The 25,605-nt window shown below is 59.6% G+C and carries 25 protein-coding genes; 9 read left to right on the forward strand and 16 right to left on the reverse strand.

Going from position 1 to position 25,605, the window contains the following annotated elements:
• The first annotated feature begins 4 nt into the window (after positions 1 to 4).
• Positions 5 to 538, forward strand: coding sequence for a gamma carbonic anhydrase family protein (locus AGR7B_RS07280; RefSeq protein WP_080856361.1), 534 nt, complete (start codon positions 5 to 7; stop codon positions 536 to 538).
• A 36-nt stretch (positions 539 to 574) separates the two neighbouring features.
• Here AGR7B_RS07280 and zur read toward each other — a convergent pair whose 3' ends face one another.
• The 3 genes from zur to znuC are packed head-to-tail and all read right to left on the reverse strand — an operon-like array spanning position 575 to position 2,710.
• Positions 575 to 988 (reverse strand): zinc uptake transcriptional repressor Zur, encoded by a 414-nt coding sequence (gene zur, locus AGR7B_RS07285; protein WP_020809932.1) that lies wholly within the window; start codon positions 986 to 988, stop codon positions 575 to 577.
• Positions 985 to 1,803: a zinc ABC transporter permease subunit ZnuB gene (gene znuB / locus AGR7B_RS07290; RefSeq protein ID WP_020809931.1), complete on the reverse strand. Its 819-nt coding sequence runs from the start codon at positions 1,801 to 1,803 to the stop codon at positions 985 to 987. Before znuB ends, zur begins: the two co-directional genes overlap by 4 nt.
• Positions 1,796 to 2,710 carry a zinc ABC transporter ATP-binding protein ZnuC gene (gene znuC / locus AGR7B_RS07295; RefSeq protein WP_080856362.1) on the reverse strand — a complete coding sequence of 305 codons (915 nt, stop codon included), beginning with the start codon at positions 2,708 to 2,710 and terminating at the stop codon, positions 1,796 to 1,798. The genes znuB and znuC overlap by 8 nt, the downstream gene beginning before the upstream one ends.
• A gap of 104 nt (positions 2,711 to 2,814) precedes the next feature.
• Here znuC and znuA point away from each other — a divergent pair, with 104 nt between their 5' ends.
• Positions 2,815 to 3,807: a zinc ABC transporter substrate-binding protein ZnuA gene (znuA, locus tag AGR7B_RS07300; protein WP_080857015.1), complete on the forward strand. Its 993-nt coding sequence runs from the start codon at positions 2,815 to 2,817 to the stop codon at positions 3,805 to 3,807.
• A 194-nt stretch (positions 3,808 to 4,001) separates the two neighbouring features.
• On the opposite strand, the gene AGR7B_RS07305 is transcribed toward znuA, so the two are convergent.
• Positions 4,002 to 5,054 (reverse strand): LacI family transcriptional regulator, encoded by a 1,053-nt coding sequence (locus tag AGR7B_RS07305; RefSeq protein ID WP_162934075.1) that lies wholly within the window; start codon positions 5,052 to 5,054, stop codon positions 4,002 to 4,004.
• A 490-nt stretch (positions 5,055 to 5,544) separates the two neighbouring features.
• Between AGR7B_RS07305 and AGR7B_RS07310 the strand changes: the two genes are divergently transcribed.
• The 3 genes from AGR7B_RS07310 (at position 5,545) to AGR7B_RS07320 (ending at position 9,696) form a co-directional block, all read left to right on the forward strand.
• The gene (locus AGR7B_RS07310) at positions 5,545 to 8,043 is read left to right on the forward strand and encodes a beta-mannosidase (RefSeq protein ID WP_162934076.1); all 2,499 of its coding nucleotides are present in this window, start codon (positions 5,545 to 5,547) and stop codon (positions 8,041 to 8,043) included.
• 103 nt (positions 8,044 to 8,146) lie between these two features.
• Positions 8,147 to 9,178, forward strand: coding sequence for an L-glyceraldehyde 3-phosphate reductase (gene mgrA, locus AGR7B_RS07315; protein ID WP_080856364.1), 1,032 nt, complete (start codon positions 8,147 to 8,149; stop codon positions 9,176 to 9,178).
• 191 nt (positions 9,179 to 9,369) lie between these two features.
• A complete protein-coding gene (locus AGR7B_RS07320; RefSeq protein WP_003525025.1) occupies positions 9,370 to 9,696 on the forward strand; it encodes an RcnB family protein in 327 nt (108 codons plus the stop codon).
• A 71-nt stretch (positions 9,697 to 9,767) separates the two neighbouring features.
• Here AGR7B_RS07320 and gndA read toward each other — a convergent pair whose 3' ends face one another.
• The 5 genes from gndA to ccoG form a co-directional block, all read right to left on the reverse strand.
• Entirely contained in the window at positions 9,768 to 11,198 is a 1,431-nt protein-coding gene (gene gndA, locus AGR7B_RS07325; protein WP_003525022.1) for an NADP-dependent phosphogluconate dehydrogenase, read from the reverse strand.
• Between the two features lie 164 nt (positions 11,199 to 11,362).
• Positions 11,363 to 11,521: a cbb3-type cytochrome oxidase assembly protein CcoS gene (gene ccoS / locus AGR7B_RS07330; protein WP_003502794.1), complete on the reverse strand. Its 159-nt coding sequence runs from the start codon at positions 11,519 to 11,521 to the stop codon at positions 11,363 to 11,365.
• Positions 11,518 to 13,809, reverse strand: a complete 2,292-nt coding sequence (locus AGR7B_RS07335) for a cation-translocating P-type ATPase (protein ID WP_080856365.1) — start codon at positions 13,807 to 13,809, stop codon at positions 11,518 to 11,520. The genes ccoS and AGR7B_RS07335 overlap by 4 nt, the downstream gene beginning before the upstream one ends.
• Positions 13,806 to 14,306, reverse strand: a complete 501-nt coding sequence (locus AGR7B_RS07340) for a FixH family protein (protein ID WP_080856366.1) — start codon at positions 14,304 to 14,306, stop codon at positions 13,806 to 13,808. Before AGR7B_RS07340 ends, AGR7B_RS07335 begins: the two co-directional genes overlap by 4 nt.
• A complete protein-coding gene (ccoG, locus tag AGR7B_RS07345) occupies positions 14,303 to 15,886 on the reverse strand; it encodes a cytochrome c oxidase accessory protein CcoG (RefSeq protein WP_080856367.1) in 1,584 nt (527 codons plus the stop codon). Before ccoG ends, AGR7B_RS07340 begins: the two co-directional genes overlap by 4 nt.
• Before the next feature lie 120 nt (positions 15,887 to 16,006).
• Between ccoG and AGR7B_RS07350 the strand changes: the two genes are divergently transcribed.
• Together AGR7B_RS07350 and AGR7B_RS07355 are read left to right on the forward strand one after the other, a co-directional pair.
• A complete protein-coding gene (locus AGR7B_RS07350) occupies positions 16,007 to 16,411 on the forward strand; it encodes an SRPBCC family protein (RefSeq protein ID WP_080856368.1) in 405 nt (134 codons plus the stop codon).
• 10 nt (positions 16,412 to 16,421) lie between these two features.
• Positions 16,422 to 16,778 (forward strand): VOC family protein, encoded by a 357-nt coding sequence (locus AGR7B_RS07355; protein WP_080856369.1) that lies wholly within the window; start codon positions 16,422 to 16,424, stop codon positions 16,776 to 16,778.
• Between the two features lie 237 nt (positions 16,779 to 17,015).
• Here AGR7B_RS07355 and ccoP read toward each other — a convergent pair whose 3' ends face one another.
• From ccoP to cobU, 5 genes are all read right to left on the reverse strand, one after another.
• A complete protein-coding gene (gene ccoP, locus AGR7B_RS07360) occupies positions 17,016 to 17,879 on the reverse strand; it encodes a cytochrome-c oxidase, cbb3-type subunit III (RefSeq protein WP_080856370.1) in 864 nt (287 codons plus the stop codon).
• Between the two features lie 3 nt (positions 17,880 to 17,882).
• The gene (locus AGR7B_RS07365; RefSeq protein ID WP_003502810.1) at positions 17,883 to 18,035 is read right to left on the reverse strand and encodes a CcoQ/FixQ family Cbb3-type cytochrome c oxidase assembly chaperone; all 153 of its coding nucleotides are present in this window, start codon (positions 18,033 to 18,035) and stop codon (positions 17,883 to 17,885) included.
• 13 nt (positions 18,036 to 18,048) lie between these two features.
• Positions 18,049 to 18,780 (reverse strand): cytochrome-c oxidase, cbb3-type subunit II, encoded by a 732-nt coding sequence (gene ccoO / locus AGR7B_RS07370; protein WP_065655033.1) that lies wholly within the window; start codon positions 18,778 to 18,780, stop codon positions 18,049 to 18,051.
• 10 nt (positions 18,781 to 18,790) lie between these two features.
• On the reverse strand, positions 18,791 to 20,413 hold the full coding sequence (gene ccoN, locus AGR7B_RS07375; RefSeq protein ID WP_080856371.1) for a cytochrome-c oxidase, cbb3-type subunit I: 1,623 nt from the start codon (positions 20,411 to 20,413) through the stop codon (positions 18,791 to 18,793).
• 238 nt (positions 20,414 to 20,651) lie between these two features.
• Entirely contained in the window at positions 20,652 to 21,173 is a 522-nt protein-coding gene (gene cobU, locus AGR7B_RS07380) for a bifunctional adenosylcobinamide kinase/adenosylcobinamide-phosphate guanylyltransferase (protein ID WP_080856372.1), read from the reverse strand.
• A gap of 503 nt (positions 21,174 to 21,676) precedes the next feature.
• On the opposite strand from cobU, the gene AGR7B_RS07390 reads away from it, so the two are divergent.
• Positions 21,677 to 22,369 carry a DUF599 domain-containing protein gene (locus tag AGR7B_RS07390; RefSeq protein WP_003524993.1) on the forward strand — a complete coding sequence of 231 codons (693 nt, stop codon included), beginning with the start codon at positions 21,677 to 21,679 and terminating at the stop codon, positions 22,367 to 22,369.
• Positions 22,370 to 22,438: 69 nt separating this feature from the next.
• A complete protein-coding gene (locus AGR7B_RS07395; protein WP_080856373.1) occupies positions 22,439 to 23,404 on the forward strand; it encodes an acetyltransferase domain-containing protein in 966 nt (321 codons plus the stop codon).
• 268 nt (positions 23,405 to 23,672) lie between these two features.
• Here the strand turns inward: AGR7B_RS07395 and AGR7B_RS07400 are convergent, their stop codons facing one another.
• Both AGR7B_RS07400 and mgtE read right to left on the reverse strand, forming a co-directional pair.
• Positions 23,673 to 24,059, reverse strand: a complete 387-nt coding sequence (locus AGR7B_RS07400; RefSeq protein WP_003524989.1) for a MerR family transcriptional regulator — start codon at positions 24,057 to 24,059, stop codon at positions 23,673 to 23,675.
• 72 nt (positions 24,060 to 24,131) lie between these two features.
• A complete protein-coding gene (gene mgtE, locus AGR7B_RS07405; RefSeq protein WP_065655029.1) occupies positions 24,132 to 25,559 on the reverse strand; it encodes a magnesium transporter in 1,428 nt (475 codons plus the stop codon).
• Positions 25,560 to 25,605 lie beyond the last annotated feature (46 nt).

A 25,605-nucleotide genomic window follows, 5' to 3' on the forward strand; every position in this document is an offset into this window, starting at 1 on the left:
CGCCATGCCGCTTTACCGCCTCGCCGACCGTGTGCCGCAGACCCCTGCGCCTGATCGCTACTGGGTGGCGCCCGACGCCAATGTCATCGGCTCGGTGACGCTCGGTGAGGATGTCGGCATCTGGTTCGGCGCAACGCTGCGCGGCGATAACGAGCCGATCAGCATCGGGCGCGGCACCAATATTCAGGACGGCGTGATGGTGCATAGCGATCCCGGTTTTCCCGCCGTCATCGGCGAAATGTGCACCATCGGCCACCATGCCATCGTGCATGGCTGCACCATTGGCGACAATTCGCTCATCGGCATGGGCGCGACGATCCTGAATGGCGCCAAGATCGGTCGCAACTGCCTCGTCGGCGCCAATGCGCTGGTGACGGAGGGCAAGGAATTTCCGGACAATTCCCTGATTGTCGGCTCGCCGGCGCGCGCCATCCGCACGCTGGATGACGAGGCCGTCGCGGGGCTTCGCCGCTCGGCGGAAAAATACATCGAAAACTGGAAGCGCTTTTCGAAAGATCTGGCGATCATCGAAGGATAGGAAACGGCGGGCATCCACGCCCGCCCTGCTGTGAGACTAAGCCGAGCAGGCGGCGCAGAGGCCGCGAATTTCAATGGTGGTCTTTTCCGCCTTGAACTTGCTGTCCTTCACCCAGCGCTCCAGGCGGTGGTCGATTTCATGATCGTGGAATTCCGTCACCTGCCCGCAGGATTCGCAGATGGCGAAAGCCACCGTGCCATGGTGGTGCGAGCAGCACTCCGCCTGCGTATGGGTGCAGGCAACGAAGGCGTTAAGGCTCTCAAGCCGGTGCACGAGACCAAACTCCACCAGCTTTTCCAGCGCACGGTAAACCTGCAGCGGCGCACGAAAACCCTCATCCCGCAGCTTGTCGAGGATCATATAGGCGCTGAGCGGCTGATGCGCGTTTGAGAGGGCATTCATGACCAGCGACTGGTTCTTGGTGAGGTTCTGCTGGGTCTGCGCATTCATGACTTGCCTCCTTCATCCGCAGCGCGGGAAAAACCCGGCGCCGGCAACAGGCTTATAACGAAGAGGATCACCGCGGCAACCACGATGGATGGGCCGGACGGTGTATCGTAACTGAGCGAGCCGAACAGGCCGCCGACAACGGCGACCGCGCCGATCAGCGAAGCCACCACCGCCATCACCTCCGGCGTCGCGGAAAAACGTCTGGCAGTCGCCGCCGGTATGATGAGCAGCGATGTGATGAGCATGATGCCGACCACCTTCATGGCAATGGCGATCACCAGCGCCATCAACAGCGTGAAGATCAGTTTTGCACGCTCCGGGTTCAGCCCCTCGGCCTCGGCCAGCTCCGTATTGACGGTGGAGGCAAGCAGCGACCGCCACAGGAACACCATGGAGACGATGACCACCAGCCCGCCGCCCCAGATCAGGGCGATATCGCTGCGGGTAACGGCGAGAATATCGCCGAACAGGAACGAGACGAGATCGATGCGCACCCAGCTCATGAAAGCGACGATGACGAGACCGATCGCCAGCGCCGAATGGGACAAGATACCAAGCAGCGCATCGGCGGATAGCGCCTGCCGCCGTTGGAGAAAGAGCAGCAGGATCGAAACCGCTGATGCCACCAGAAAGACGCTGACGATGAGGTTGAGCTGCAACAGCAGCGACAGCGCGACGCCGAGCAGCGCCGAATGGGCCATCGTATCGCCGAAATAGGCCATGCGACGCCAGACGACGAAACAGCCGAGAGGACCGGCAGTGAGCGCAACGCCTATACCGGCGACCATGGCGCGAACGAAGAAATCGTCAAACATGGCGCTCTCCCTGTCCGCGGCTGGATGGCGTATGGCCCTCATGCTCATAGCCGCAGCCGCATTCGTCATGGCTGTCGTGATGATGGCCGTGGTCATGCATATGATGGTGCCCATCCTCGGGGTGGCAATGATCGGTCACCGAACCATCCTCATGCCGCACCCGGCCATCAGGCAGATGGGTATGATCGTGATGGTGGCTATAGACGGCAAGCGCCTTGGCCGCGGCGCCGCCAAACAGCCGCATATATTCCGGGCTCTGGCTAACCGCCTGCGGCGTGCCCCGGCAGCAGACATGGCCGTTCAGGCATATCACGGTGTCGGTTTCAGCCATTACCACATGCAGGTCATGCGAGATTAACAAAATTCCGCAATTATTTGAATTTCTGATATTTTTTATCAAATCATAGAGCGCAATCTCGCCGGAAAAATCGACCCCTTGCACGGGCTCGTCAAGAACCAGCAGATCGGGCTTGCGGGCGATGGCGCGGGCCAGAAGTGCGCGCTGGAACTCACCACCGGAAAGGTGCTGCACTTCCGCATTGGCGAGATGCGCAATGCCCGTCGCATTCAGCGCCGCATCGATTTCGCGGGCTGGCAGCGGGCCGGTCAGTGTCATCAGCCGCCGCACCGAAAGCGGCATGGTCCAGTCCACGGCAAGCTTCTGCGGCACATAACCGACCTTCAGACCGGCAATGCGCGAAACCTCGCCCTCGGTCGGCTTCACCACGCCGATTGCCATTTTCGCGCTGGTGGATTTGCCGGAACCGTTCGGCCCGATCAGCGTGACGATCTCGCCTTTGCTGACGGAAAACTCAACGCCGCGCACCAGCCAGCGGCCGTTGCGCTGCACGCCGGCATTGGCGAGGGAAACCAGTATCTTTTTGCCCCGATGGGCGGAATGAAGCATGGGATTGTCCGTTCGGCGATGTTGCTTACCGCTATTGCATACGTTATAGAGTTACGCAATAAATGTAATAACATAACTATACTTCTTCAAGTGGAGTGCATTTCATGAAATCGTTCCTGATCCCGCTCATGGCATCGGTGGCAATAGCGGCCGCCGCTTCCGGCGCCACCGCCGCGCCCGATGTCGTGGTCTCGATCAAGCCCGTACATTCCCTCGTCGCCGCCATCATGCGGGGCGTCGGCGAACCGCAGCTCATCGTTGACGGCGCGGCTTCGCCGCACACCTACAATCTCAGACCGTCCAATGCCCGCAAGCTGGAAAAGGCCGATGTGGTCTTCTGGGTTGGGCCGGGACTGGAAGCATTCCTGGAAAAGCCGCTCGAAGCGCTTGCCAGCAAGGCAACCGTGGTGGAACTGGAAGACGCAAAGGGTCTGGAAAAGCTGCCCTTCCGCGAAGGCGGCCCCTTTGAAGCACACGACCATGGCGATGAAGGCCACGAGGCGCATGACGGCCACGCTGAAGAGGAAGGCGCACACGATCATGGACACGACCATGCGGAGGGTCACGAGGACCATGACCACGGTGCATACGATACCCATCTCTGGCTCGATCCTGTCAATGCCAAGGCCATGGCGCAGACGATAGAAACCGCGCTGATCGCGGCCGACGCCGGCAATGCCGCGACCTATCAGGCCAATACCAAAAAACTGATCGACGACCTCGATGCGCTCGATGCCGAACTCAGGGAAACGGTCAAGCCGGTGAAGGACAAGCCCTTCATCGTCTTCCACGATGCCTATCAATATTTCGAGCATCGTTACGGCGTGAAGACGGCGGGATCGATCACAGTCAGCCCCGAAACCCTGCCGGGTGCGGACCGCGTCAAACAGATGCAGGAAAAGGTTCGCCAGCTTGGCGCAACCTGCGTTTTCGCTGAACCGCAATTCGAGCCGAAGCTGATTTCGGTCATCACCGAAGGCACCGCCGCGAAATCGGCGACGCTCGATCCGGAGGCAGCGACACTGGAACCCGGCCCGGACCTCTATTTCAAGCTGATGCGCGGCATTGCAGGCTCGCTGAAGGATTGCCTGTCCTGATGCGCATTGCCGCCCCTAACGCCCCGGCTCCGTCATTCCGGCCTTGAGCCGGAATACGGCCGAAGCGTGAATGATCGGAAGAATAAACATTTCAAACCAGTTACTTGCGCTTGAAATATAAAGTAATGCATAAGAAACGAGGCGCGACAATCGCTGGGTAAGAGACGTCGCGCCATCAATCGCAATGCAGCTCGTTACGGCTTCGGCGCCATTGAAGACCAGACCGGGCTGCTGATGCTCTGCAAGGTTTCCGGCGACGCGCCGTTGATGCGCGCCAGAAGGGCCTTTGCAAGCTCCCTGCCCGCCAGCTTGATATCCTCATTGACGGTGTGGATCTGCGGTTTGATCCAGTTCAGGAACTCGGCGGACTGTTTCGAGACGATATCGATATCTTCGCCGATTTTCACACCGGCTGCCTCAAAACCGGCCACCAGCGCAATGGTGCTGCTGCCGCTGATCGAAACAATGCCGTCGGGACGGTCATCGGATTGCATCAGCCGCTGGCCGAAATCGCGGATTTTTTCGAGCGGCGTTTCGATGGTGATGGCATCCAGCGGAAATTCACTAAGGCCGAAATCCCTGATTGCCCTCATGAACCCCTTGCGGGCGTGATCGTGGAATGAAAACCGCGATGGCGGCACGACGACGGCTATCCTTTTGCGTCCGCATTGCGCCAGCCGCTCGACCGCCTCATAGGCATAGGCCTCGTTGTCGAAATCATGAAAGGCATGGTCGATGCCCATATCGGACCGCCCATGAGTGACGAAGGGCATGTTGCGCTCGGTCATGAAACGAACGCGCGGATCGTTGGGCTCGATCTTCGAAATAATGACCCCATCCGCCGAACCGGTATCGAGAATATAGCGGATCGGCACCATGGAATCCTTGGCATGGATGTGGGGCGTCACGACCAGATGATATTGTGTTGTGGAAAGAACCTCGGTGATGCCGAAGACCATCTGGCTGGTGAAACCCATCAGTTCTTCATCGACGCTCAGCACAAGGGCAATCACATTGGTCTTGCCGGTGCGAAGGCGCACCCCGGCGCGGTTTGGCTGGTAACCGATCTGCCGGGCGATCAGCCGCACGCGTTCCTTGGTTTCAGCGCCGATATCGGGCGCATCCTTCAGTGCGCGCGAGACGGTGGTGATGCCGAGACCCGTCATATAGGCGATTGTCTTCAAGGTCGGACGCTCGCCCGTGGTCGCGGGTATGTCGTCCCTGCCGGATTTGCCAGTATCGTTCATGTCATTTCGCCACGCTTTACCGAACGATAATCATAGATAGCTTTTGCTCCGTTGCAAAGGCAAAGGTCTGCGGACAAAGGCCGGTCCTGTCCGGCTATCGGCCAATTCAGCTAAAACGATATAGGTCCGTAAAATATTTCCCGTCTGCGATCCTTTTCTTACGGGGCCAAAAGTCCGGATATCATTGGATGAATTTCCTCATTATATAGATTAAAAAATTTACATAACACGCTAATATAAAATGATAAAAATCTATAATTTTTTGTCGATGCAACAGCATCGTCAAGACTCGGCGTTCCCTGGCATTTTTCGTGGTACCGATTGTCACTCAAAGGAATGACGGAACGATTGTTTTACGGTAACGTTGCCGAAGGGAGGAAATCGCAAAGCCGGATAAATGTGAGGCAGCCGCTTTGCGAGCATCCATTCTCCCCAGATTCTGACACAAGCCTGCACCATGATGCAGGCCAGTCTTCTTCGAATTCATATTATGCAGGGTCCGATTATGATTTCTTCTTCCTCGCCCGAAACCGTCATCGATCTGGCCGGGTCCTGGCGCTTGACCTCGGTGGAAGGAGACCACGCCACCCAGCTTTCCGTACCGGGCGATATTCACACCGCGCTCAAAATTGCGGGCATCATTCCAGATCCCTATCACGGCGCCAATGAGAAGGCGGTACAATGGGTCGCACAGCAGGACTGGATCCTCGAGCGCACATTCATTCTCGATGAGGCGGATGCCAGCTGGTATCTCGATATCGATTACCTCGACACCGTCGCCATCGTCTTCGTCAACGACATCCCGGTGCTGAGCGCCGACAATTGTTTCCGCCGTTACCGCCCGGATGTTTCGCGGGCTGTGCGGCCGGGTGAAAATACCATCCGCATCCATTTCCATTCCAACATCGCGGCTGGCGCGGAACGGCAGGCACGCCAGCCTTTCTATATTCCCTATCACCCCGGCAATTCGCCGATTGCCAATGGCAACATGCTGCGCAAGCCGCAATGCCATTTCGGCTGGGACTGGAATATCGCGATTGCCCCGCTCGGCCTTTACGGCAAAATCCTGCTGAAGCGCCTCGATACAGCCCGCATCGAACATGTCGTCACCTCGCAGCACCATGTCGAAGGCGGCGTGGAACTGCATGTCGCCGTCACGCTGTTTGCCGAAGGTCCGGCGAGCCTGCCGGTCTATCTGTCGCTGAATGACGAAAGGCTCAGGCTCGATTGCGGCGTGGGCGCCGGCGAAACGGTGGTGCGTCACGTCTTCTTCGTAGAAAATCCGGAACTCTGGTGGCCAGCCGGCAGTGGCGAACAGACGCTCTACGAGCTGACGGTGGAATTGCCCGATGAGACCGTGACCCGGCAGATCGGCTTCAGAACCATCGAGCTTCTGACGGACAAGGACGAGGCCGGCAGCCGCTTCGCCTTCCGCATCAACGGCCGGGAAATCTTCTGCCGCGGCGCCAACTGGATCCCCGCCGATGCGCTTTATTCGCTGACCAGCCGGGAAAAGACCGAAGACCTTCTCTGCTCCGCGGTCGAGGCCAATATGAACATGATCCGCGTCTGGGGCGGCGGGTTCTATGAGGAAGACTGGTTCTACGATCTCTGCGACCGTCTCGGCCTGCTGGTCTGGCAGGATTTCATGTTCGCCTGCAACCTTTACCCCTGCAGCGAGGATTTCCTCGACAATGTCGAACACGAGGTCGAGTATCAGGTGAAACGCCTCTCCTCCCATCCCTCCATCGCGCTCTGGTGCGGTGATAATGAATTGGTGGGTGCGCTGACATGGTTCGATGAATCCCGCAACAATCGCGACCGTTATCTCGTGGCCTATGACCGCCTGAACCGCACCATCGAACGGGCCCTGAAAAAAGCCGCTCCCGAAGCGCTCTGGTGGCCATCGAGCCCAGCGTCGGGTTATCTCGATTACGGCGATGCCTGGCACGCCGATGGTTCCGGCGACATGCATTATTGGTCCGTCTGGCACGAGAACAAGTCATTCGACAATTATCGTTCGGTGAAACCGCGCTTCTGCTCCGAATTCGGTTTCCAGTCCTATACATCCATGCCCGTCATCCGCACCTACGCGGAAGACCGGGACATGAACATCGCCTCCCCGGTCATCGAGCTGCACCAGAAGAATGTCGGCGGCAATGAGCGGATTGCGGGCACCATGTTCCGCTATTTCCGCTTCCCGAAGGATTTCGAGAATTTCGTTTATCTCAGTCAGGTCCAGCAGGCGCTGGCGATCCGCACGGCTGTCGATTACTGGCGCTCGCTCAAGCCCCATTGCATGGGCACGCTTTATTGGCAGCTGAACGACACCTGGCCGGTCGCCTCATGGTCGAGCCTTGATTATGGCGGCGGCTGGAAAGCGCTGCATTATGCCGCCCGCCGTTTCTTCCAGCCGGTTACAGTCTCGACCATCCCTTCAGAAGATGGAGGCCGGGTGAGCTTCTCCATGGTCAACGACACGGCGGAGGATGTGGAAATCGACATGAACATCGTCGCCCTGACCATGGACGGCAACCGCGTGCCGCTGAAATCTGCCAACGGCACCTGCGCGACCGACAGGGCCGCGATATTGACCGACATCGACATGGACACCCTGCCTCACGGCGCCGTCCTTGCCTGGAGCTTCATCGCCTCGAACGGCATGACCGGCGAAGGCCTTCATGTGCGCGACACTTACAAGGCGCTGGAGCTTCAGCCAGCAGGCCTGACATTCACCACCAGCACACTGAAAAACGGCCAGTTCGAAATCGATGTCACCGCCACCGGTCTCGCCCTCTTCGTCATGCTGGAGGCAGATCAGCCCGGACGTTATTCCGACAATCTCTTCGATCTTGCCGCCGGCGAAACGCGCCGTATCATCTTCACCCCGAAAGCGGACGGCCCCCAGCCGCATTTCCGCATCTTCGATCTTCATACCTGCCAATCCTCGCCCGATCCCGGCATTGAAAGCATGCGGAGAAAGGCATAACCATCCCTCTCGGGAATGACAGGTGAACCCACGCCTGTCTTCATCAGTTCAAAAGGCTGCGGGGTTCTCCGGCAGCCAGTCATCAGCAAGCGGAGGAAGACCCATGGTTTGGCAACCGGCCGAAAACCGATATGCATCCATGAAATATAATCACTGCGGCAAAACCGGCCTGAAGCTGCCGGCGATTTCGCTCGGGCTCTGGCACAATTTCGGCAACGACACGCCGCACCAGACCAAACAGGCCATTTGCCGCCGTGCTTTCGATCTCGGCATCACCCATTTCGATCTCGCGAACAATTACGGCCCGCCGCCCGGCAGCGCCGAAACCGCCTTCGGAGAAATTCTGAAGACGGATTTTGCCGGCTATCGCGATGAGATGATCATCTCCTCCAAGGCCGGTTACAACATGTGGCCCGGTCCTTACGGTGAATGGGGCAGCCGCAAATATCTGATCGCTTCCTGCGACCAGAGCCTGAAGCGCATGGGGCTGGACTACGTCGATATCTTCTATTCCCACCGTTTCGACCCCAATACGCCGCTTGAGGAGACCTGCGGCGCGCTGGACCAGATCGTGCGCTCGGGCAAAGCGCTTTATGTCGGCATCTCGTCCTACAATTCGAAGCGCACCCGCGAGGCCGCCGCAATCCTGAAGGACCTCGGCACGCCCTGCATCATCCATCAGCCGAGCTATTCGATGATCAACCGCTGGATCGAGGAAGACGGTCTCGTCGACACGCTGGAAGAACTGGGCATCGGCTCCATCGTCTTCTCGCCGCTGGCGCAGGGCATGCTGACGACGAAATATCTCGGCGGCGTGCCGGATGGCAGCCGTGCATCGCAGAGCAAGTCTCTCAACCCGGCCTTCCTCAACGAGCGCAATGTCGAAAACATCCGTGCGCTGAACAGCATTGCCGAGCGACGCGGCCAGACGCTGGCGCAGATGGCGATTGCCTGGGTTCTGCGCGGCGGCCGCATCACCTCGGCGCTGATTGGCGCAAGCCGTGTCGAACAGGTCGAGGATTGCGTGAAGGCGCTCGACAAGCCGGATTTCACGGCAGAAGAGCTTGCCGAAATTGATCGTTACGCCAAGGACGCGGATATCAACCTCTGGGCAAAATCCGCCGAACGCGTCTGATTGAGGACAGACTGCCCGGTTCTGCCGGGCGGTCTGCAGATTGCAAAATGCCGGGCCAAAAACCTCAAAACAAAAGATTAACTTCCGCCCCTAAGCGTTAATAACCATTACATAAATGTAATTTTAAATTCAGTTTCCGTTCATTCGTTTATTCGTAAGTTCTCCTCATCGAAACACGAGAGGAAACTTCCATGAAAAAGTTCGTCACCATTCTTCTGGCCGCCACCGTTCTCGCCGCTCCGATGGCCCAGGCCCAAAGCCGCCACGACGATCGCCATCGCGGCGTCACCGTCGAGCGTCAGGTCACCACCAAGAAGGTCATCGTGAAGAAGCACCGCTGGGATCGCGGCCAGCGCCTTTCGGCCCGTGAGCGCCGCAACATGGTAGACCGTCGTGACTACCGCCGTTACCACCTTGCAGAACCGCGCCGCGACCAGCGCTGGGTACGCGTCGACAACCAGTTCCTGCTCATCAACGCCGTCAGCGGCCTGATCGTCGGCCTCGCCGCCGCCCGCTAACTAATCCAGGCATCGATGAAATGAAAAAGGCCCGCTCGCGCGGGCCTTTTGTCGTTTGTCGTTTCAGCCGATCAAAAAATGTCGGCGCCGCTGCCCCACGGGCCGTGTGGCTTGTCCACACCGTCGGTGCGTTCGAAACCATGGGCGCCGAAGAAGTCGCGCTGCGCCTGAATGAGGTTGGCGCTGCCGCGGCCACGGCGATAGGCGTCGAAATAACCAAGTGCCGAAGCAAGTGCCGAAACTGGCAGACCCGACAGAACGGCGTAGGAGACGACACGGCGCAGCGGTGCGTCGGTATCCTTGACGATGCCGGCAAAGGCAGGCGTCACGATGAGGTTGGCCACATGCGGGTCCTTGGTGAAGGCCGAGGTGATCTCATCGAGGAATTCCGAGCGGATGATGCAGCCGGCGCGCCAGATGCGGGCAATCGTCGGCATCGGCAGGTTCCAGTTGAACTCCTTGGAAGCGGCCGACATGATGGCGAAGCCCTGCGCATAAGCGCCGACCTTGGCGGCCAGAAGCGCGCTTTCCAGGTCGGCGATAAAAGCCTTTTTGTCAGCCGGTGCAGGCGCAACGGTCGGCAGGCCGAAGATCTTCTCCGCAGCTTCACGCTCGTCCTTTTGCGAAGAGAGAATACGGGCAGCCACGGCCGCCTCGATGGCGGTTGCGGCGACGCCCATGTTCTGCGCCTCGATGACCGACCACTTGCCGGTGCCCTTCTGGCCGGCCTTGTCGAGGATAAGATCGACCATCGGCTTGCCGGTGATCGGATCGGCGGCGCGCAGAACCTTCTCGGTGATTTCGATCAGATAGGAATTCAGGCGGCCCTTGTTCCATTCGGCGAAGACATCGGCGATTTCGACGGCGCTCATGCCAAGGCCGTCACGCAGGATGCCGTAGATTTCGGCGATCATCTGCATGTCGGCATATTCGATGCCGTTATGGATGGTCTTGACGAAATGGCCGGCGCCGTCATTGCCGAGCCATGCCACGCACGGATCGTTGTTGTACTTGGCGGAAATGGAAGTCAGCACCTTCTCGACGCGCTTCCAGCTATCTTCGGTGCCGCCGACCATGATCGACGGTCCATGGCGCGCACCTTCTTCACCGCCGGAAACGCCCATGCCGATAAAGGTCAGGCCGCTATCCTTCAGATTGTCGAAACGGCGGATCGTATCGCGGAAATTGGCATTGCCGGCGTCGATCATGATGTCGCCATTGGCGAGATGGGGTTTCAGGATTTCCATCTGCTGGTCAACCGGATCGCCGGCCTTGATCATGATGATGATCGGGCGCGGAGGACGAATGGCGGCGACGAATTCCTCGATGGTTTCGCAGGGGATCAATTGTCCCTGCAAGTCCCCGGCCTCGGCGTAGAATTTTTTCGTCGCTTCAGGGGTTCGGTTGAATACGGCAATCTTGTTGCCCTTTTCCGCGATGTTCAACGCCAGGTTCGAGCCCATGACGCCGAGACCGATCAAACCGATTTCTGCCTGTTCCACGGATGTGCCTCCATCTTGCTTTTTGGTGGTCGTGTTGTGGCACTGTAATGAACAAACGGCAAGGCTAGCCGCGACTGAAACGATTAAATTTTGATGACGCAAATCAGCTTTGCATATTTGCGACAGGTCGAGGCCGGCTCAAAATGGCAAGCCCGACTCGCCTCTTATGATCGTCGGGGCCGGTCGTCACCATCATCCAGCGCCCGCCAGGCGGCCCCGTCCATATCCTCATATTGGCCCGAACGCACCGACCAGAGGAAGGCGAAAAGGCCGAGCGCTCCTAAAAACAGCGCGACGGGAATGAGATAGATCAGCATGTTCATGCCAGTTGCGCCCCCTCGCCTGCAAATCCGGTCTTCGCTTCATTCTGAGGACGGACGGTTTCAGCCGTACCGGCAAGACGCAACGCATTGGCGACGACGATCAGCGAGGACGTCGACATGGCGATGGCCGCGATCATCGGCGTCGCATAACCGGCAATGGCAATCGGCACGGCGATGATGTTGTAGCCGATGGCAAGCGCGAAGTTCTGCCGGATCAGCCTTCCTGCCCGTTGCGATGTCTCGATTGCGAAAGGCACGGCATCGAGATCCTCCTGCATGAACACGAAATCGGCGGCCTGCCGGCCGATATCGGCGGCGGTGGCGGGCGCCATGGACACATGCGCAGCAGCAAGCGCCGGCGCGTCGTTGATACCGTCTCCCACCATCAGTACCCGCCGCCCCTCGCCCGCAAGCTCGGCGCAACGCGCCGCCTTGTCCTTCGGCGATAGGTCCGCACGCCAGTTACCAATCCCCAGCCGCTGCGCCATGGCGCTGACGGCTGCTGCCCGGTCACCCGAAACGATTTCCTGCATAAGCCCCCGTACCGACAGGCTGCGCAATGCCGAAACCGCACCCGCGCGCGGATTATCCTCGAAGCCGAAGCTTGCCAGATGCCCGCCATCGAGGGACAGCACCACTTCCGAGCGCGCATCGCCATTGTCGACGCTCGCTTCACTTGCGCACGCGAAACGGCGATTGCCCAGCCGATAGGTTCCGGCTTCCGTTTCCGCCTCGACGCCGGAGCCCGGAATTTCCCGCACCGCCTCATAGGCCGGCACCGCGCCGCTATAGGCAGCATGCAGGGCTTTCGACAGGGGATGACGCGAATGGGCGGCAAGCCCCGCTGCAATCGCCATGGTGACGGGCTTCACATCGCCAGTCTCAACCAATCTCGGTTTGCCGATAGTCAGGGTGCCGGTTTTGTCGAACAGCACGGTATCGATTTCGGCCAGCCGCTCCATGGCCGAGCCTTCCTTGACCATGATGCCGTGCCGGAACAGCCTTCCGGCGGCCACCACCTGCACGACGGGAACGGCAAGGCCAAGCGCGCAGGGGCAGGTGATGATGAGAACCGCAATGGCGATCAGCATCGCCTGTTTCCAGTCACCGCCGAAAATGCCCCAGCCGAGAAACGTCACCAGCGCAAGAAGATGCACCACGGGAGAATAATAGCTTGCGGCGCGGTCGGCGATGCGCCGGTAACGCGCCCGCCCGCCTTCGGCCGCCTCCATCAGCCCGATTACTTCCGAGAGGAAGGAATCCTTCGCCGATGCCGTCACCCGCACAATCAGCGAACCGGTAAGGTTGAGCGTGCCGGCCTGAAGGCTGTCGCCTGCCGCAACGCGGCGTGGCGCGCTTTCACCGTTGACGATGGACATGTCGAGATCGCTGCTGCCGGAGACGACCACGGCATCCACCGCCACACGGTCCCCGGCCGCAATCGCGATCGACATTCCCGGCTGGATATCGGCAAGGGGCCGATACTCCCGCGTTCCATCCTCACCGATCACCGTTGCCCCGCGCGGTGATAGCCGGGCAAGCCCGGCAATGGCCGAGCGCGCTTTGTCGCGCATGATATGGTCAAGCGTCCGGCCGATCAGCAGGAAAAACAGAAGCGATACGGTCGCATCGAACCAGGCATGTTCGCCGTGATGGATCGTCTCCCACAGGGAAACGGCATAGGAAAGCGTGATGGCGAGTGCGATCGGCACATCCATATTGGTACGGCCATGTTTCAGCGCGTTCCAGGCCGACTGGTAAAAGAAACGCCCACCATAGATCAGCGCCGGCGCGGCGATCATCGCCGAAATCCAGTGGAACATGTCGCGCGTCGCCGCATCCGCCCCTGACCAGACGGAGACGGACAGGAGCATGATATTGGCGGACGCAAAGCCGCACAGCGCCACCCCCCTTATCAGCTGCGAACGCAAGGCGTCCGAGGCATCCTGCCCGCTGGCGAAAAGATGCGTGCGATATCCCGTCGCAAGAATGGCGCGGGCAATCTCGGAAGGGTCAGTCCTGACTCCGTCGACTTCTTCTTTCCAGACGACCGCCACGCGTTTGGACGACAGGTTCACACGCGCCCGCTCCACTTGGCGCAGACGGCCAAGCGCGGTCTCGATGGTGGTGATGCAGGCGCCGCAATACACATCCGGCACGCTGAGATCGGTCTGGCGCAGCCCCTGCCCCAGATCGCGGCTGGCCAGCAGCAATTCCTCCGACGAGGGCGGATTGACCGGCTCGCCGAGCTGTAACGAACCTTCCGTTCCCGGTGCGCAGCAGCTCATTTGCGCCCCCTGATGACGGCAATCCGCGTGCCCTCATGCACGATAATCCGGCCGTCCTTGACGGCGGTGACCTCGACGATCCATTGGCCCGGCAGCATGTCATGCGGGCCGGTGAAGAGGCCGGTGGAAACCGGGGTCAGTTCCATGTCGAAATTCTGGCGTTCCCCGACAGGCCGGCGAAAATGCGCCGTCACCTTATCGGTGTCGACCGGGCCGGTGTCGGGATGAAACACCTCGTAACGCACCGTCTTTTCATCCACGATAAGCTTGCCCTTTATACCGGTCGCGGCCCTTGCCTTGGCGGCTTCCGCCTTGGCGTTGAACTGCTGGCTGGCAACATAGGTATTGGGCACGACAAGCCCGCTCCAGCTGTTGACCGCGTTCCAGGCCATCACCATGTTGACGGTGATGACGGTGCCGAAAAACAGCAGCATGACACCCAGCATATGCCAGCCAGTGAACGTGAAACCGGACGTCTGGCGATTGTTCACGGTCATTTTTTCACTCCCGGAGCGTTGAATACAGCATCGTAGCGGGCCGTCTCATGGCCGCCCGTATCGCTGACGATGAATTCGAAATTTTCCGCCGCCCGCGCAACATCTTTGCCCGGCAGAGTGACGAAGACCTTCAGCGTCGTCGCCTCGTCCGGCTCCACCGTCACTTCGAAGGTGCGCGCGGCCGTATCCGGCATGCCGTTGATCTTCATCACCGCATTCGGAATGCCCTCAATGGTCAGGGTCATCGTGCGTGGCTGCGGCACCATGTTCAGAATGCGCACCGTATAGCCGTTGCGAATGGAGCCGTTCGATTCCAGCACATATTGCGGATTGCGGTCATGCAGGACATTCAGCGCCAGCCGCTCGCGCGTCACCAGCGCAAACAGCATGCCGATGCCGACCGCCGACCAGATGGCCGTGTAAAGCAGCGTGCGCGGCCGGAAGACGATGCGCCAGTTGAAGTGGCGGACACTCTTCCTGAAGCTGCCGTCCTCCTTGCGCACATTGGCGGGGCGGACGGCGTGCTCACCATTGCCGGTCGCGAGCGCCATGTTGGACTGGTATTCGGAAAGCGTCGCATAGGCGATCAGCCCGCGTGGCTTGCCGATCTTGTCCATCACCCCGTCGCAGGCATCGATGCAGAGCGCGCAGGTGATGCATTCCAGCTGCTGACCGTCCCTGATGTCGATGCCCATGGGACAGACCGCGACGCAGGCATTGCAATCGACGCAGTCCCCGATGCTCTCCCCTGCCGCCGCGGCCTTCTTGGCATGCCGTGAGCGCGGCTCGCCGCGCCAGTCATTATAGGTGACGACAAGCGAGTTCTCATCCAGCATCGCCGCCTGAATGCGCGGCCAGGGACACATATAGGTGCAGACCTGTTCCCGCATCAGCCCGCCGAAGACATAGGTGGTGGCGGTGAGGATGGCGACGGTGGAATAGGCGATCATCGGCGCCTGCCCGGTCATGAACTGCATCGCCAGCGTTGGCGCATCGGCGAAATAGAAAATCCAGGCGCCGCCGGTCAGAACGCCGATCACCAGCCAGATCGCATGTTTCAGCACACGCTTGCGCAATTTGCCGAATGTGAAGGGCGCGGCATCCAGTTTCATGCGCGCGTTCCTGTCACCCTCTATCGCCCGTTCGACCACCAGAAACAGGTCGACCCAGACGGTCTGCGGACAGGTGTAACCGCACCATGCGCGCCCTACAGCGGACGTGACGAGAAAGAGCCCCAGCCCGGCCATGACAAGCAATCCGGCGACGAAGAAGAATTCCTGCGGCCAGATTTCGATGAAGAAGCAATAAAAGCGCCGGTTGGCGATATCGATCAGCACCGCCTGATCCGGCGCATAGGGACCGCGATCCCAGCGCAGGAACGGCGTTAGATAATAAATGCCGAGCGTGACCAGCATCACCAGCCATTTGAAGCGCCGAAACCTGCCCTCGGCGCGCTTGGGAAAAATCTTCCTGCGTGCCTCGTAGAGCGGTTTGCGCGTTTTTGCGGAATTGACGGCTTCCGCCTCCAGCCTCTCGACGGGCTGTTGCGGGCGATCCTGTCCGGCGCGATAGATGTTCATGATAGGAGTCCGTTTTTATCTCCTTGCTTTCTCCCATCTCCCCGGTGAAACATCCTTGACTTACATCAAGTGACGACAAAGTGGCGCAGTATGGGAACGCGCCGCCAAAGGGAGGATGAAATGCCTGTCATGCAGTCGAGAATCATTCATCTGTCGGTCGAAAAACCCTGGAGCCACGTCTATGACTTCGCCTCCAACCCGCAGAACATGCCCCGCTGGGCCGCGGGCCTTGCGGGCGGCCTCACACCGGACGGCGAGGACTGGATCGCCGCGGGCGGGCCGCTTGGCGAAGTGCGCGTCAATTTCGCGCCCGCAAACGAGTTCGGCGTCATCGACCATGTCGTGACATTGCCGGATGGCGTGAAGGTTTATAACGCGCTACGGGTAACGCCGAACGGCAGCGGCACGGAGGTGAGTTTCACCCTGCTTCGCCTTCAGGACATGACGGACGAGGATTTCGAGCAGGATGCAAAAGCGATCACGGCCGATCTCGAAACGCTGAAGGCGCTGCTCGAAAAGGATTGATGGAGGAAGCATGACCACGAATACGAACGACCGGCGGATCGACTATGTCGAATTCAACGTCACCGATATCGAGCGCAGCAAGGAATTTTACGGCGGCGCCTTCGGCTGGTCCTTCAAGGATTACGGTCCGCAATATTGCGAGTTTTCCGATGGCCGGCTGACCGGCGGTTTCACCACCACGGCGCCGGTCTCGGCCAAGGGCGGACCGCTCGTCATTCTCTACGCCGCCGATATCGAGGATGTGCAACGACACGTCGAAGCCGCCGGCGGGCAGATCAGCGTCGCAATCTTCGAGTTTCCGGGCGGCCGGCGTTTTCACTTCACCGATCCGGACGGATACGAACTGGCCGTCTGGTCGGACCGATAAGAAAAAGGCCGCATCGCGGCCCACATTGAAACCTCTCCGTCATGCCGGACTTGATCCGGCATCCAGCCACGGCGCGTCTGCGCCGTGAGAAGAGTCTTTTGCGATCAATGACTTGATCGCGCTGGACCCCGGATCAAGTCCGGGGTGACGGAGTGCGGATGAGGTACTCTGCCCAAAACATCTCCGCGTGGCCTTAGGGCCGCATCACGCGGCCCTTTGCTTTTCTACCTCAAGCAATCACTCACCCCCGCCAAGCGAATGAACGAAGATCGCCAGCTGCTTGACCGTCGTATCGCCGAGACGCTCACCCCAGGCGGGCATGACCCCGTGCTTGGGCGAACGGATCTGCGCGGCGATGCCTTCCTCCCCATGCGCCTTCAGCCAAATCGCGTCGGCCAGATTGGGCGCGCCGAATTCGCGATTGCCCTTGGCGTCTTCCCCGTGGCAGGAGGAGCAATTGTCGGCAAAGAGCTGCTTGCCTGGCTCCACCAGAGCCGGGTTGGATGGGGTGCCGGTGAGGCTGACGACATAGGCCGCGACCTCGCGGATTTCGTCCGATTTCAGAATTTCACCGAAAGCGGGCATTTCCGAAGCACGCGTATCCGCATCGTCGGCAAAACGAATGCCATGCTTCACCGTCGTATAGATGTCGTCGACGCTGCCGCCCCACATCCAGTCGTCATCGTTGAGGTTGGGATAGCCCTGCCCGCCTTCCGCGCCCGAACCGTGACACTGAATGCAATTGACCTTGAAAGCGGCAGCGCCGCCGGAAAGGGCAAATTGCATTAGCGTCGGGTCGGCCTGAATTTCGGCAAGCGACGAATTGGCGATCTTGTCGACAAAGACGCTCTGCGACTGTTTTGCATCGGCAATTTCGGCGGCAATATCGCCGCGGCTGTTCCAGCCGAGCAACCCTTGCGTCGCCCCATTGATCAGCGGCCATGCCGGATAGGCGATGGTATAGCCGATGGCCCAGAGGATCGTGAAATAGAAGGTCCAGACCCACCAGCGCGGCATTGGATTGTTCAGCTCGCGGATACCGTCCCATTCGTGGCCGGTGGTTTCGACGCCGCTGATGTCATCAATGTGTTTTTCGGACATATCCTAGTCCTCCTTGAGCGGAATGCTGGCGGCATCGTCCGCGGCCTTCTTCGAGCCGGGGCGAAGGGTGAAAACGACGACGCCGGCAAAGAACAGGGTCATGGCAAGCAGACCCCAGCTATCGGCGAAGTGGCGCATGGCCGTGTAGGTTTCCATGGCTCACACCTCCTCACCGGTATCCGGCGGCATCGTCATAGGTCGAGAAATCGACCAGCGTGCCGAGCATCTGCAGATAGGCGACCAGCGCATCCATTTCGGTGAGCTTAGCCGGATCGCCGTCGAAATCGCCCACCTTCGCCTTGGGGTAACGCGCCAGAAGTTCCGACGAATCCGCATTCGGGTCGGCCTGGGCGGCAAGATCGGCAGCGGATTTCTCGATCATCTCGTCGCTATAAGGCACACCGACAGCGCGGTTGGCCTTCAGCTCCATGGAAACATCGGTGATCTTCAGCGGCGTGGTCTTCAGGAACGCATAGGAGGGCATGACCGATTCCGGCACCACAGAACGCGGATCGGCTAGATGCTGCACGTGCCACTCGTTCGAATAACGATCGCCGACGCGCGCAAGGTCAGGCCCCGTGCGCTTGGAACCCCACTGGAACGGGTGGTCGTACATGGATTCCGCCGCCAGACTGTAATGCCCGTAACGTTCCACCTCGTCGCGGAACGGCCGGATCATCTGGCTGTGGCAGACGTAACATCCCTCTCGGATGTAGATGTTGCGCCCGGCCAGTTCCAGCGGCGTGTAGGGCCGCATGCCCTCCACCTTCTCGATGGTGTTTTCGAGATAAAAGAGCGGTGCGATTTCAACGATGCCGCCGATGGAAACGACCAGCAGGGAGCCGACCAGAAGCAGCGTCGCGTTGCGTTCGATGACGCCGTGTTTGTCAAGTATGGACATCGGCCTCTCCTTATTCAGCAGGCTGCAGCGAAGGAGCCGCGTCCTTGCTGGCGCCCTCCTCGCGTTGATGACCGAGGATGGTCATCGTGACGTTGTAGGCCATGATCAGCGCGCCGCTGAGGAACATCAGGCCGCCCAATGCACGCATCACGTAATAGGGAAACAGCGCCGCGACCGATTCCGCGAAGGAATAGACGAGGAAGCCCTGGCTATCATATTCGCGCCACATCAGCGCCTGCTGGATGCCGGCCACCCACATAACCGCGGCGTAAACGACGATGCCGAGCGTGGCGAGCCAGAAGTGCCAGTTGACCAGTTGCAGGCTATAGAGACGCTCCCTGCCCCACAGTCTCGGCGTCAGGTAATAGATCGCGCCGAAGGTGATCATGCCGTTCCAGCCGAGTGCGCCGGAATGAACATGGCCGATGGTCCAGTCGGTATAGTGGCTGAGCGAATTGACGGCCTTGATCGACATCATCGGGCCTTCGAAGGTCGCCATGCCGTAGAAGGCAACCGCCATCACCATCATGCGCACGACGGGATCGGTACGGATCTTGTCCCATGCGCCCGAAAGCGTCATCAGACCGTTGATCATGCCGCCCCACGAGGGCATCCACAGCATCACCGAGAACACCATGCCGAGCGTCTGCGCCCAGTCCGGCAGCGCTGTATAGTGCAGGTGGTGCGGGCCGGCCCAGATATACATGAAGATCAGCGCCCAGAAGTGGATGATCGACAGGCGGTAGGAATAGACCGGGCGGTTCACCTGCTTCGGGATGAAATAATACATCATGCCGAGGAATCCGGCCGTCAGGAAGAAGCCGACCGCGTTATGGCCGTACCACCATTGCGTCAGCGCATCCTGCACGCCCGAAAAGGCCGAGTAGCTCTTGACGCCGAGGAACGAGACCGGAATGGCGAGATTATTGACGATATGCAGCATGGCAATCGTGACGATGAATCCCAGGTAGAACCAGTTCGCCACATAGATATGCGGCTCCTTGCGCATGAAGATCGTGCCAAGGAAGGCGACGAGATAGGCAACCCAGACGATGGTCAGCCAGATATCGACATACCATTCCGGCTCCGCATATTCGCGGCCCTGCGTAATACCGAGCAGATAGCCGGTGGCGGCCATGACGATGAAGAGGTTGTAGCCCCAGAACACGAACCAGCCGAGATTGCCGCCGAACAGGCGCGCCCGACAGGTTCTCTGCACCACGTAAAAGGAGGTGGCGATCAGCGCATTTCCCCCGAAAGCGAAGATCACCGCCGATGTGTGCAGCGGCCGCATCCGGCCGAAATTGAAATAGGGCGCGATATTGAGATCGGGAAAGGCGAGCTGAAGCGCCACCACGACGCCGACCAGAAAGCCGACGACACCCCAGAACACGGTGGCGATGACGCCGTATTTCACCACCTCATCGAAATATTCCGACTTTAGGCGGGCACGCGCGGCTGAATCGACAGGCGCGAAGGAGACACGGCGCAACAGAAGCACCGTGCTGACCAGAAGCGTAAAGAACAGCACCCACATATGGGCGGCGAAAAGATTGTCATGGGCAAAGGCTGCCCCGAGCAACGCGAGAAAGGCCCCAAGGGCCACGATCGCGGTTTCTAACGTGTAATTCATTGTTGGTTTCCCCCAACGTGCAAGCCGACCGACGAAAGGCACGGCACGCGCCTGGGAGAGCGGAAACGCGCCTTTGCGTCGGTTGGAGCATTGCCACCGGCAGGGGAACGCCACCTTGATCCAGATCAAGAAAGCAAAGCTGTCGCAGCCCCGGCAAAACGGGGCGCGGCTTTATGAGAGGAATTTGCGTAAGAGCAAAAATACACGGCGATGTCGGCCCGCTTTCGCGGGTGCCGCTTCAGCCCTTCATCTTCAGGGGCAGACCGGCGGCGACAAAATAGACCTCACCGGCAATGGCGGCGATTCGCTGATGCAGGCAGCCGGCGTGATCGCGAAATTCCCGCGCCATGCGGTTTTCCGGCACGATGCCGAGACCGACTTCGTTGGAGACGAAAATCAGCTTTGCCCGAGCCGATACAATCGCCGCCTCAAGCGCCGCAACGGCAGCCTCGATATCGGCATTCTCCATCATCAGATTGGTGAGCCACAGGGTGAGGCAATCGATGAGAACTACATTTTCCGGCGCGTCGAGTTGCTCCAGCACGGCGGCAATATCGACGGGCGCTTCATGCGTGGTCCATTCGCCGCCGCGCCGCGCCTGATGATGGACGATGCGGTCGCGCATCTCGTCATCCCATGCCCGGCCGGTGGCCAGATAATGCAGGCTTCCACCGAACTTGCCCGCAAGCTCTTCCGCAAAACGGGACTTGCCGGAGCGCGCGCCGCCAAGAATGAAAACGGAGCGGTTTTTATCTGTCATCTAAAACCTGAAGGAAGAGAATGAAGTGGACCGGCATCTTCGCCGTGTCGCAGGCCAGGGACAGGCAGACATGAAGGGAACGATTCGTAGAAAAAGGCGTCCCCCGGTTGCTCATGCCGGACTGCCGCTGATACCGGGCCGGAGAAAACAAGACCTGCCTGCAGGATGCGGGGCATATCAGCCTTGGCGACTCCGGATACCGGAAACACCGGTCCTGATGAAAGGCTAGGTGCGAACGGCCATCCTGTCAATCGGTCCCTGCCGTTAGCCAAAAATCAGGCGGAACCGGAACGCAAAACCTTAATCCGGAACCGGCAGACCTGTCGTCCGCGACTGGATTGATAAAGCGACTTGGTTACCGGAAAGTTAGCGAAAAACCGAATGATGAAACCGCAACGCCAAAGGAGAATATGGAGTGACGGCAGCCGCCGCCATTGCCTTGCCATGGCCTTCAAATCAATATGCTTTCGAAGATTCGCAAACAGCAAGGTGGCCTGCCCGTGATGACCGTCATGGACTATATCTCGATCGTCGTTTTCATCCTGTTATGGGCCGTCTATACCCATGTCACGACGGGAACGCGGCTATTTTCGAGAGCCAGCCTCAATCAGGCCATGGCCGAGCGTCGGCGAGACTGGATCATGAATTCGCTGAAGCGCGACCTGAAGATGATCGACACGCAGATCATGGCCGGCCTGCAGAACGGCACCGCCTTTTTCGCTTCCACCTCCATCTTCGCCATCGGCGGATGTTTCGCCCTTCTGGGCGCGACCGAACAGGTCGAATCGGTGTTTCGCGACATGCCTTTCGTGCATTACGCCGGGCGCACGGCCTTTGAACTGAAGGTCATCGGGCTCACCTGCCTGTTCGGTTATTCCTTCTTCAAGTTCGGCTGGTCGTACCGCCTGTTCAACTATTGCACGATCCTGTTCGGCGCCATTCCCATGGTTCACGACGTCGGCGCCGATCGCGAGGCGGCGGAGCGGGCGGCCGAAAACGTCATAAAGATGAACATCATCGCTGCTAAGAACTTCAATGACGGCCTGCGGACCATCTTTCTGTCCATCGGTTATCTCGGCTGGTTCATCAGCCCTTATGTCTTTATCGCCAGCACGGTCATCATCATCGTGGCGCTGCTACGCCGCCAGTTCTTTTCCGAAGCACGACGCGCCATCATGGAAGAAAACAGGCCTTGAAATAGCCGCACTTCAAGGGCCAAGCCCAGCGTGATACCGGCCTCCCCGAAAGCTTGAAAAACGGAAACCATGGACACGAACGCAGCCGCAAACGAAAACCGCCGCAAAGGCCGCATAGGCGGTCTCGACACCCTGCGCGGGCTGGCCCTCATCGCCATGGCGTCCTACCACTTCACGTGGAATCTGGAATATTTCGGCTATCTCGAACCCGGCACGGCGACGACCGGCCTGTGGAAACTCTATGCGCGCGGCATCGCCAGCTCGTTCCTGTTTCTGGCCGGTTTCAGCCTGTTTCTCGCCCATGGCAAGGGCGTGAACTGGCCGTCCTTCGGCAAGCGTTTTGCGATGGTGGCCGGCTCGGCGCTGCTCATTACCGTCGCCACCTATTTCGCCTTTCCGCACAGCTTCATCTTCTTTGGCATATTGCACAATATCGCCGCCGCAAGCCTTGTCGGGCTGTTGTTCCTGCGAGCACCCGCGGCCGTGACGCTGCTTTTTGCAGTGGTTGCTTTCATCCTGCCGCACTATCTGCAATCGGAACTGTTCAACGCAAAATGGCTGGCCTGGATCGGTTTTTCCACCATGCCCCCCCGCTCGAACGATTATGTGCCGCTGCTGCCCTGGCTTGCGCCCTTCCTCGCCGGACTTGCGGTGTCGCAATTCGTCACGCCGCGCGACTGGCTCGACCGCTTTCGAAGCCCGAGTTCGCCTCGCAACCTGATTGCAGGCGCCGGCCGTCACAGCCTTGCCTTTTACCTCATCCACCAACCGGTGCTGATCGGCCTCGTCTACACCCTGTCGCTCATCGCCCCGCCCCCGCCTGTCGATCAGGTCGAGCTTTACAAATCGAGCTGTGAAAAGAGCTGCGTCGAGCAGGCGAACGGACTGGAACTGTGCCAGCGTTTCTGCGGCTGCACGCTGGAGAAGCTGCAGGCGGAAAACCTGTTCGACACGATGATGGAAGGCAAGCTCAGCGCCGATCAGCAAACGAAGGTAAGCGAGGTGGCGCAGCAGTGCACGGTTGAGGCGCAGTAGGCTCAGGTAGCCAGAACGTTAGCGCTTGCCGCCTTTTCTTCTCCCCGCCGGGGAGAAGGTGGCCCGAAGGGTCGGATGAGGCGGCAACGTCGGCGATAAATCGAGAGCTTGCCCCCTCATCCCGCTGCCGCGACCTTCTCCCCGGCGGGGAGAAGAGACAAGCGAAACCCGCTCGTTCCATATGCAACAAAAGTGAAAAGGCTTCGGAGCCATTCTTGACAGCTACGTCAACGGAATAGCCAACACCGCTATAGGGCCGGGGCCGGCTTCACGTCCCCACGCCGATTTCGGCAAGCCGCGTCAGACAGGCTTCTTCGACATTGTCGAGTTCCGCCAGCGTCTCTTCGATGTCCTTGCGTTTTTGCCGAAGCTCGGCGCGCTTTTCATCGACCTTCTTCATCAGAAGCACCAATTGGCCCGATTCGCCCGGCGGTTCCTTGTAGACGTGGATGATTTCGCGAATTTCGGAGATCGTGAAACCGATACGGCGGCCGCGCAGGATTTCCTGAATGAGGCGGCGGTCCGCAGCCCTGAAAAGCCGTGTGCGCCCGCGACGCTCAGGGTGAATCAGCCCCTCGTCCTCGTAAAATCTCAAGGTACGGGTGGAAACACCGAATTCGCGTGTCAGTTCGGTTATGCTATAATACTTGTCCAAGGGTCTATCCGATTCATAACCGGATGATATTATTTGACCTTCACGTAAAAGTCAATTTTCGCCCGCCTAGCCTTACCCGGAAATACCGTACCACCAGGTCGCGATCCCCAAAAAGGCGAAAAAGCCGACAATATCGGTGACCGCCGTGACGAAGACCGCCGAGGAGACCGCCGGGTCCGCCCCGAACTTGTCGAGCACCAGCGGAATGAGAATGCCCGCCAGCGCCGCCGCCAGCATGTTGAGACACATGGCCGTGGCGATGATGCCGCCGATATGGATATCCTGAAACCAGATGCCGGCAACAATGCCGATGGCGCAACCGAACAGCATGCCGTTCAGGATACCCACACCCGCCTCACGCCGGATGATGCGCGCGGCGTTGTGAATATCGAGGCTTTTGGTGGCAAGTGCCCGCACCGACACCGTCATGGTCTGCGACCCGGCATTGCCGCCCATGCCGGCCACCGCCGGCATCAGGATCGCCAGCGCGACGATCTGCTGGATCGTCGCATCGAACAGGCTGATGACGGAGGCGGAGAGAAAGGCTGTGATGAGATTGACCGCAAGCCAGGGCACGCGTGAACGCGATGTGCTGGCAATCGAGTCCGACAGTTCTTCGTCACCGACACCGCCAAGGCGCAGCAGATCCTCTTCGGCCTCTTCCTGAATGACGTCCACCACGTCATCGATGGTCAGCACGCCCACCAGTCGGCCGTTGTTGTCGACCACGGCAGCAGAGAGAAGGTCATATTGCTCGAAAAGCTGCGCGGCCTCTTCCTGGTCCATTTCCGCCGGAATGGAGTGGTTGGTCTCGTGCATGATCGTTTCGATCTTCACCTGACGCTTGGCGCGCAGCACCTTGTCGAGATCGAGCGCGCCGACCAGCTTGAAGGTGGGGTCGATGACGAAGATCTGCGTGAAGGAATCCGGCAGCTCCTCCTCCTCGCGCAGATAATCGATGGTCTGCCCCACTGTCCAGAACGGCGGCACAGCCACGAATTCCGTCTGCATGCGGCGCCCGGCCGAGCTTTCCGGATAATCCAGAGCCCGCATCAGCCGCACACGTTCGGTGAACGGCAGTTGCGAGAGAATATCCTCGCGGTCCTCGTCGTCGAGGTCCTCGAGAATATAGACGGCGTCGTCCGAATCCAGCTCGCCGATACCGGCTGCGATCTGCTCGTTCGACATCTGGTCGACGATATCGAGACGGATACCCTCATCCACCTCGGTCAGCGCCGTCATGTCGAAGTCGGAACCGAGAAGACGCACCAGCGCATGGCGCTGTTCCGGCAGGATGGATTCCAGCAGGTCGCCGAGTTCGGATTCGTGCAGCCGCGCCACGTTCTTGCGCAGGAAAAGCAGATCGCGGTCAGCGATCGCGGCACCCACCATCGTCAGAAAATCCGAGCGGACGGAGCCGTCTTCTGCGTAAATATCGGAGGGCGCTTCCGCAGGCTTCATGTCCTCGGGCGCGACAGGATCGTCGTCACGGTCTGTCATCTGGCGTCCCCTTGTATTCAAATGCCGCAGTGCACGGATGCGCAGG

It is taken from the genome of Agrobacterium deltaense RV3 (genome assembly GCF_900013505.1).
Lineage (GTDB): Bacteria > Pseudomonadota > Alphaproteobacteria > Rhizobiales > Rhizobiaceae > Agrobacterium > Agrobacterium leguminum.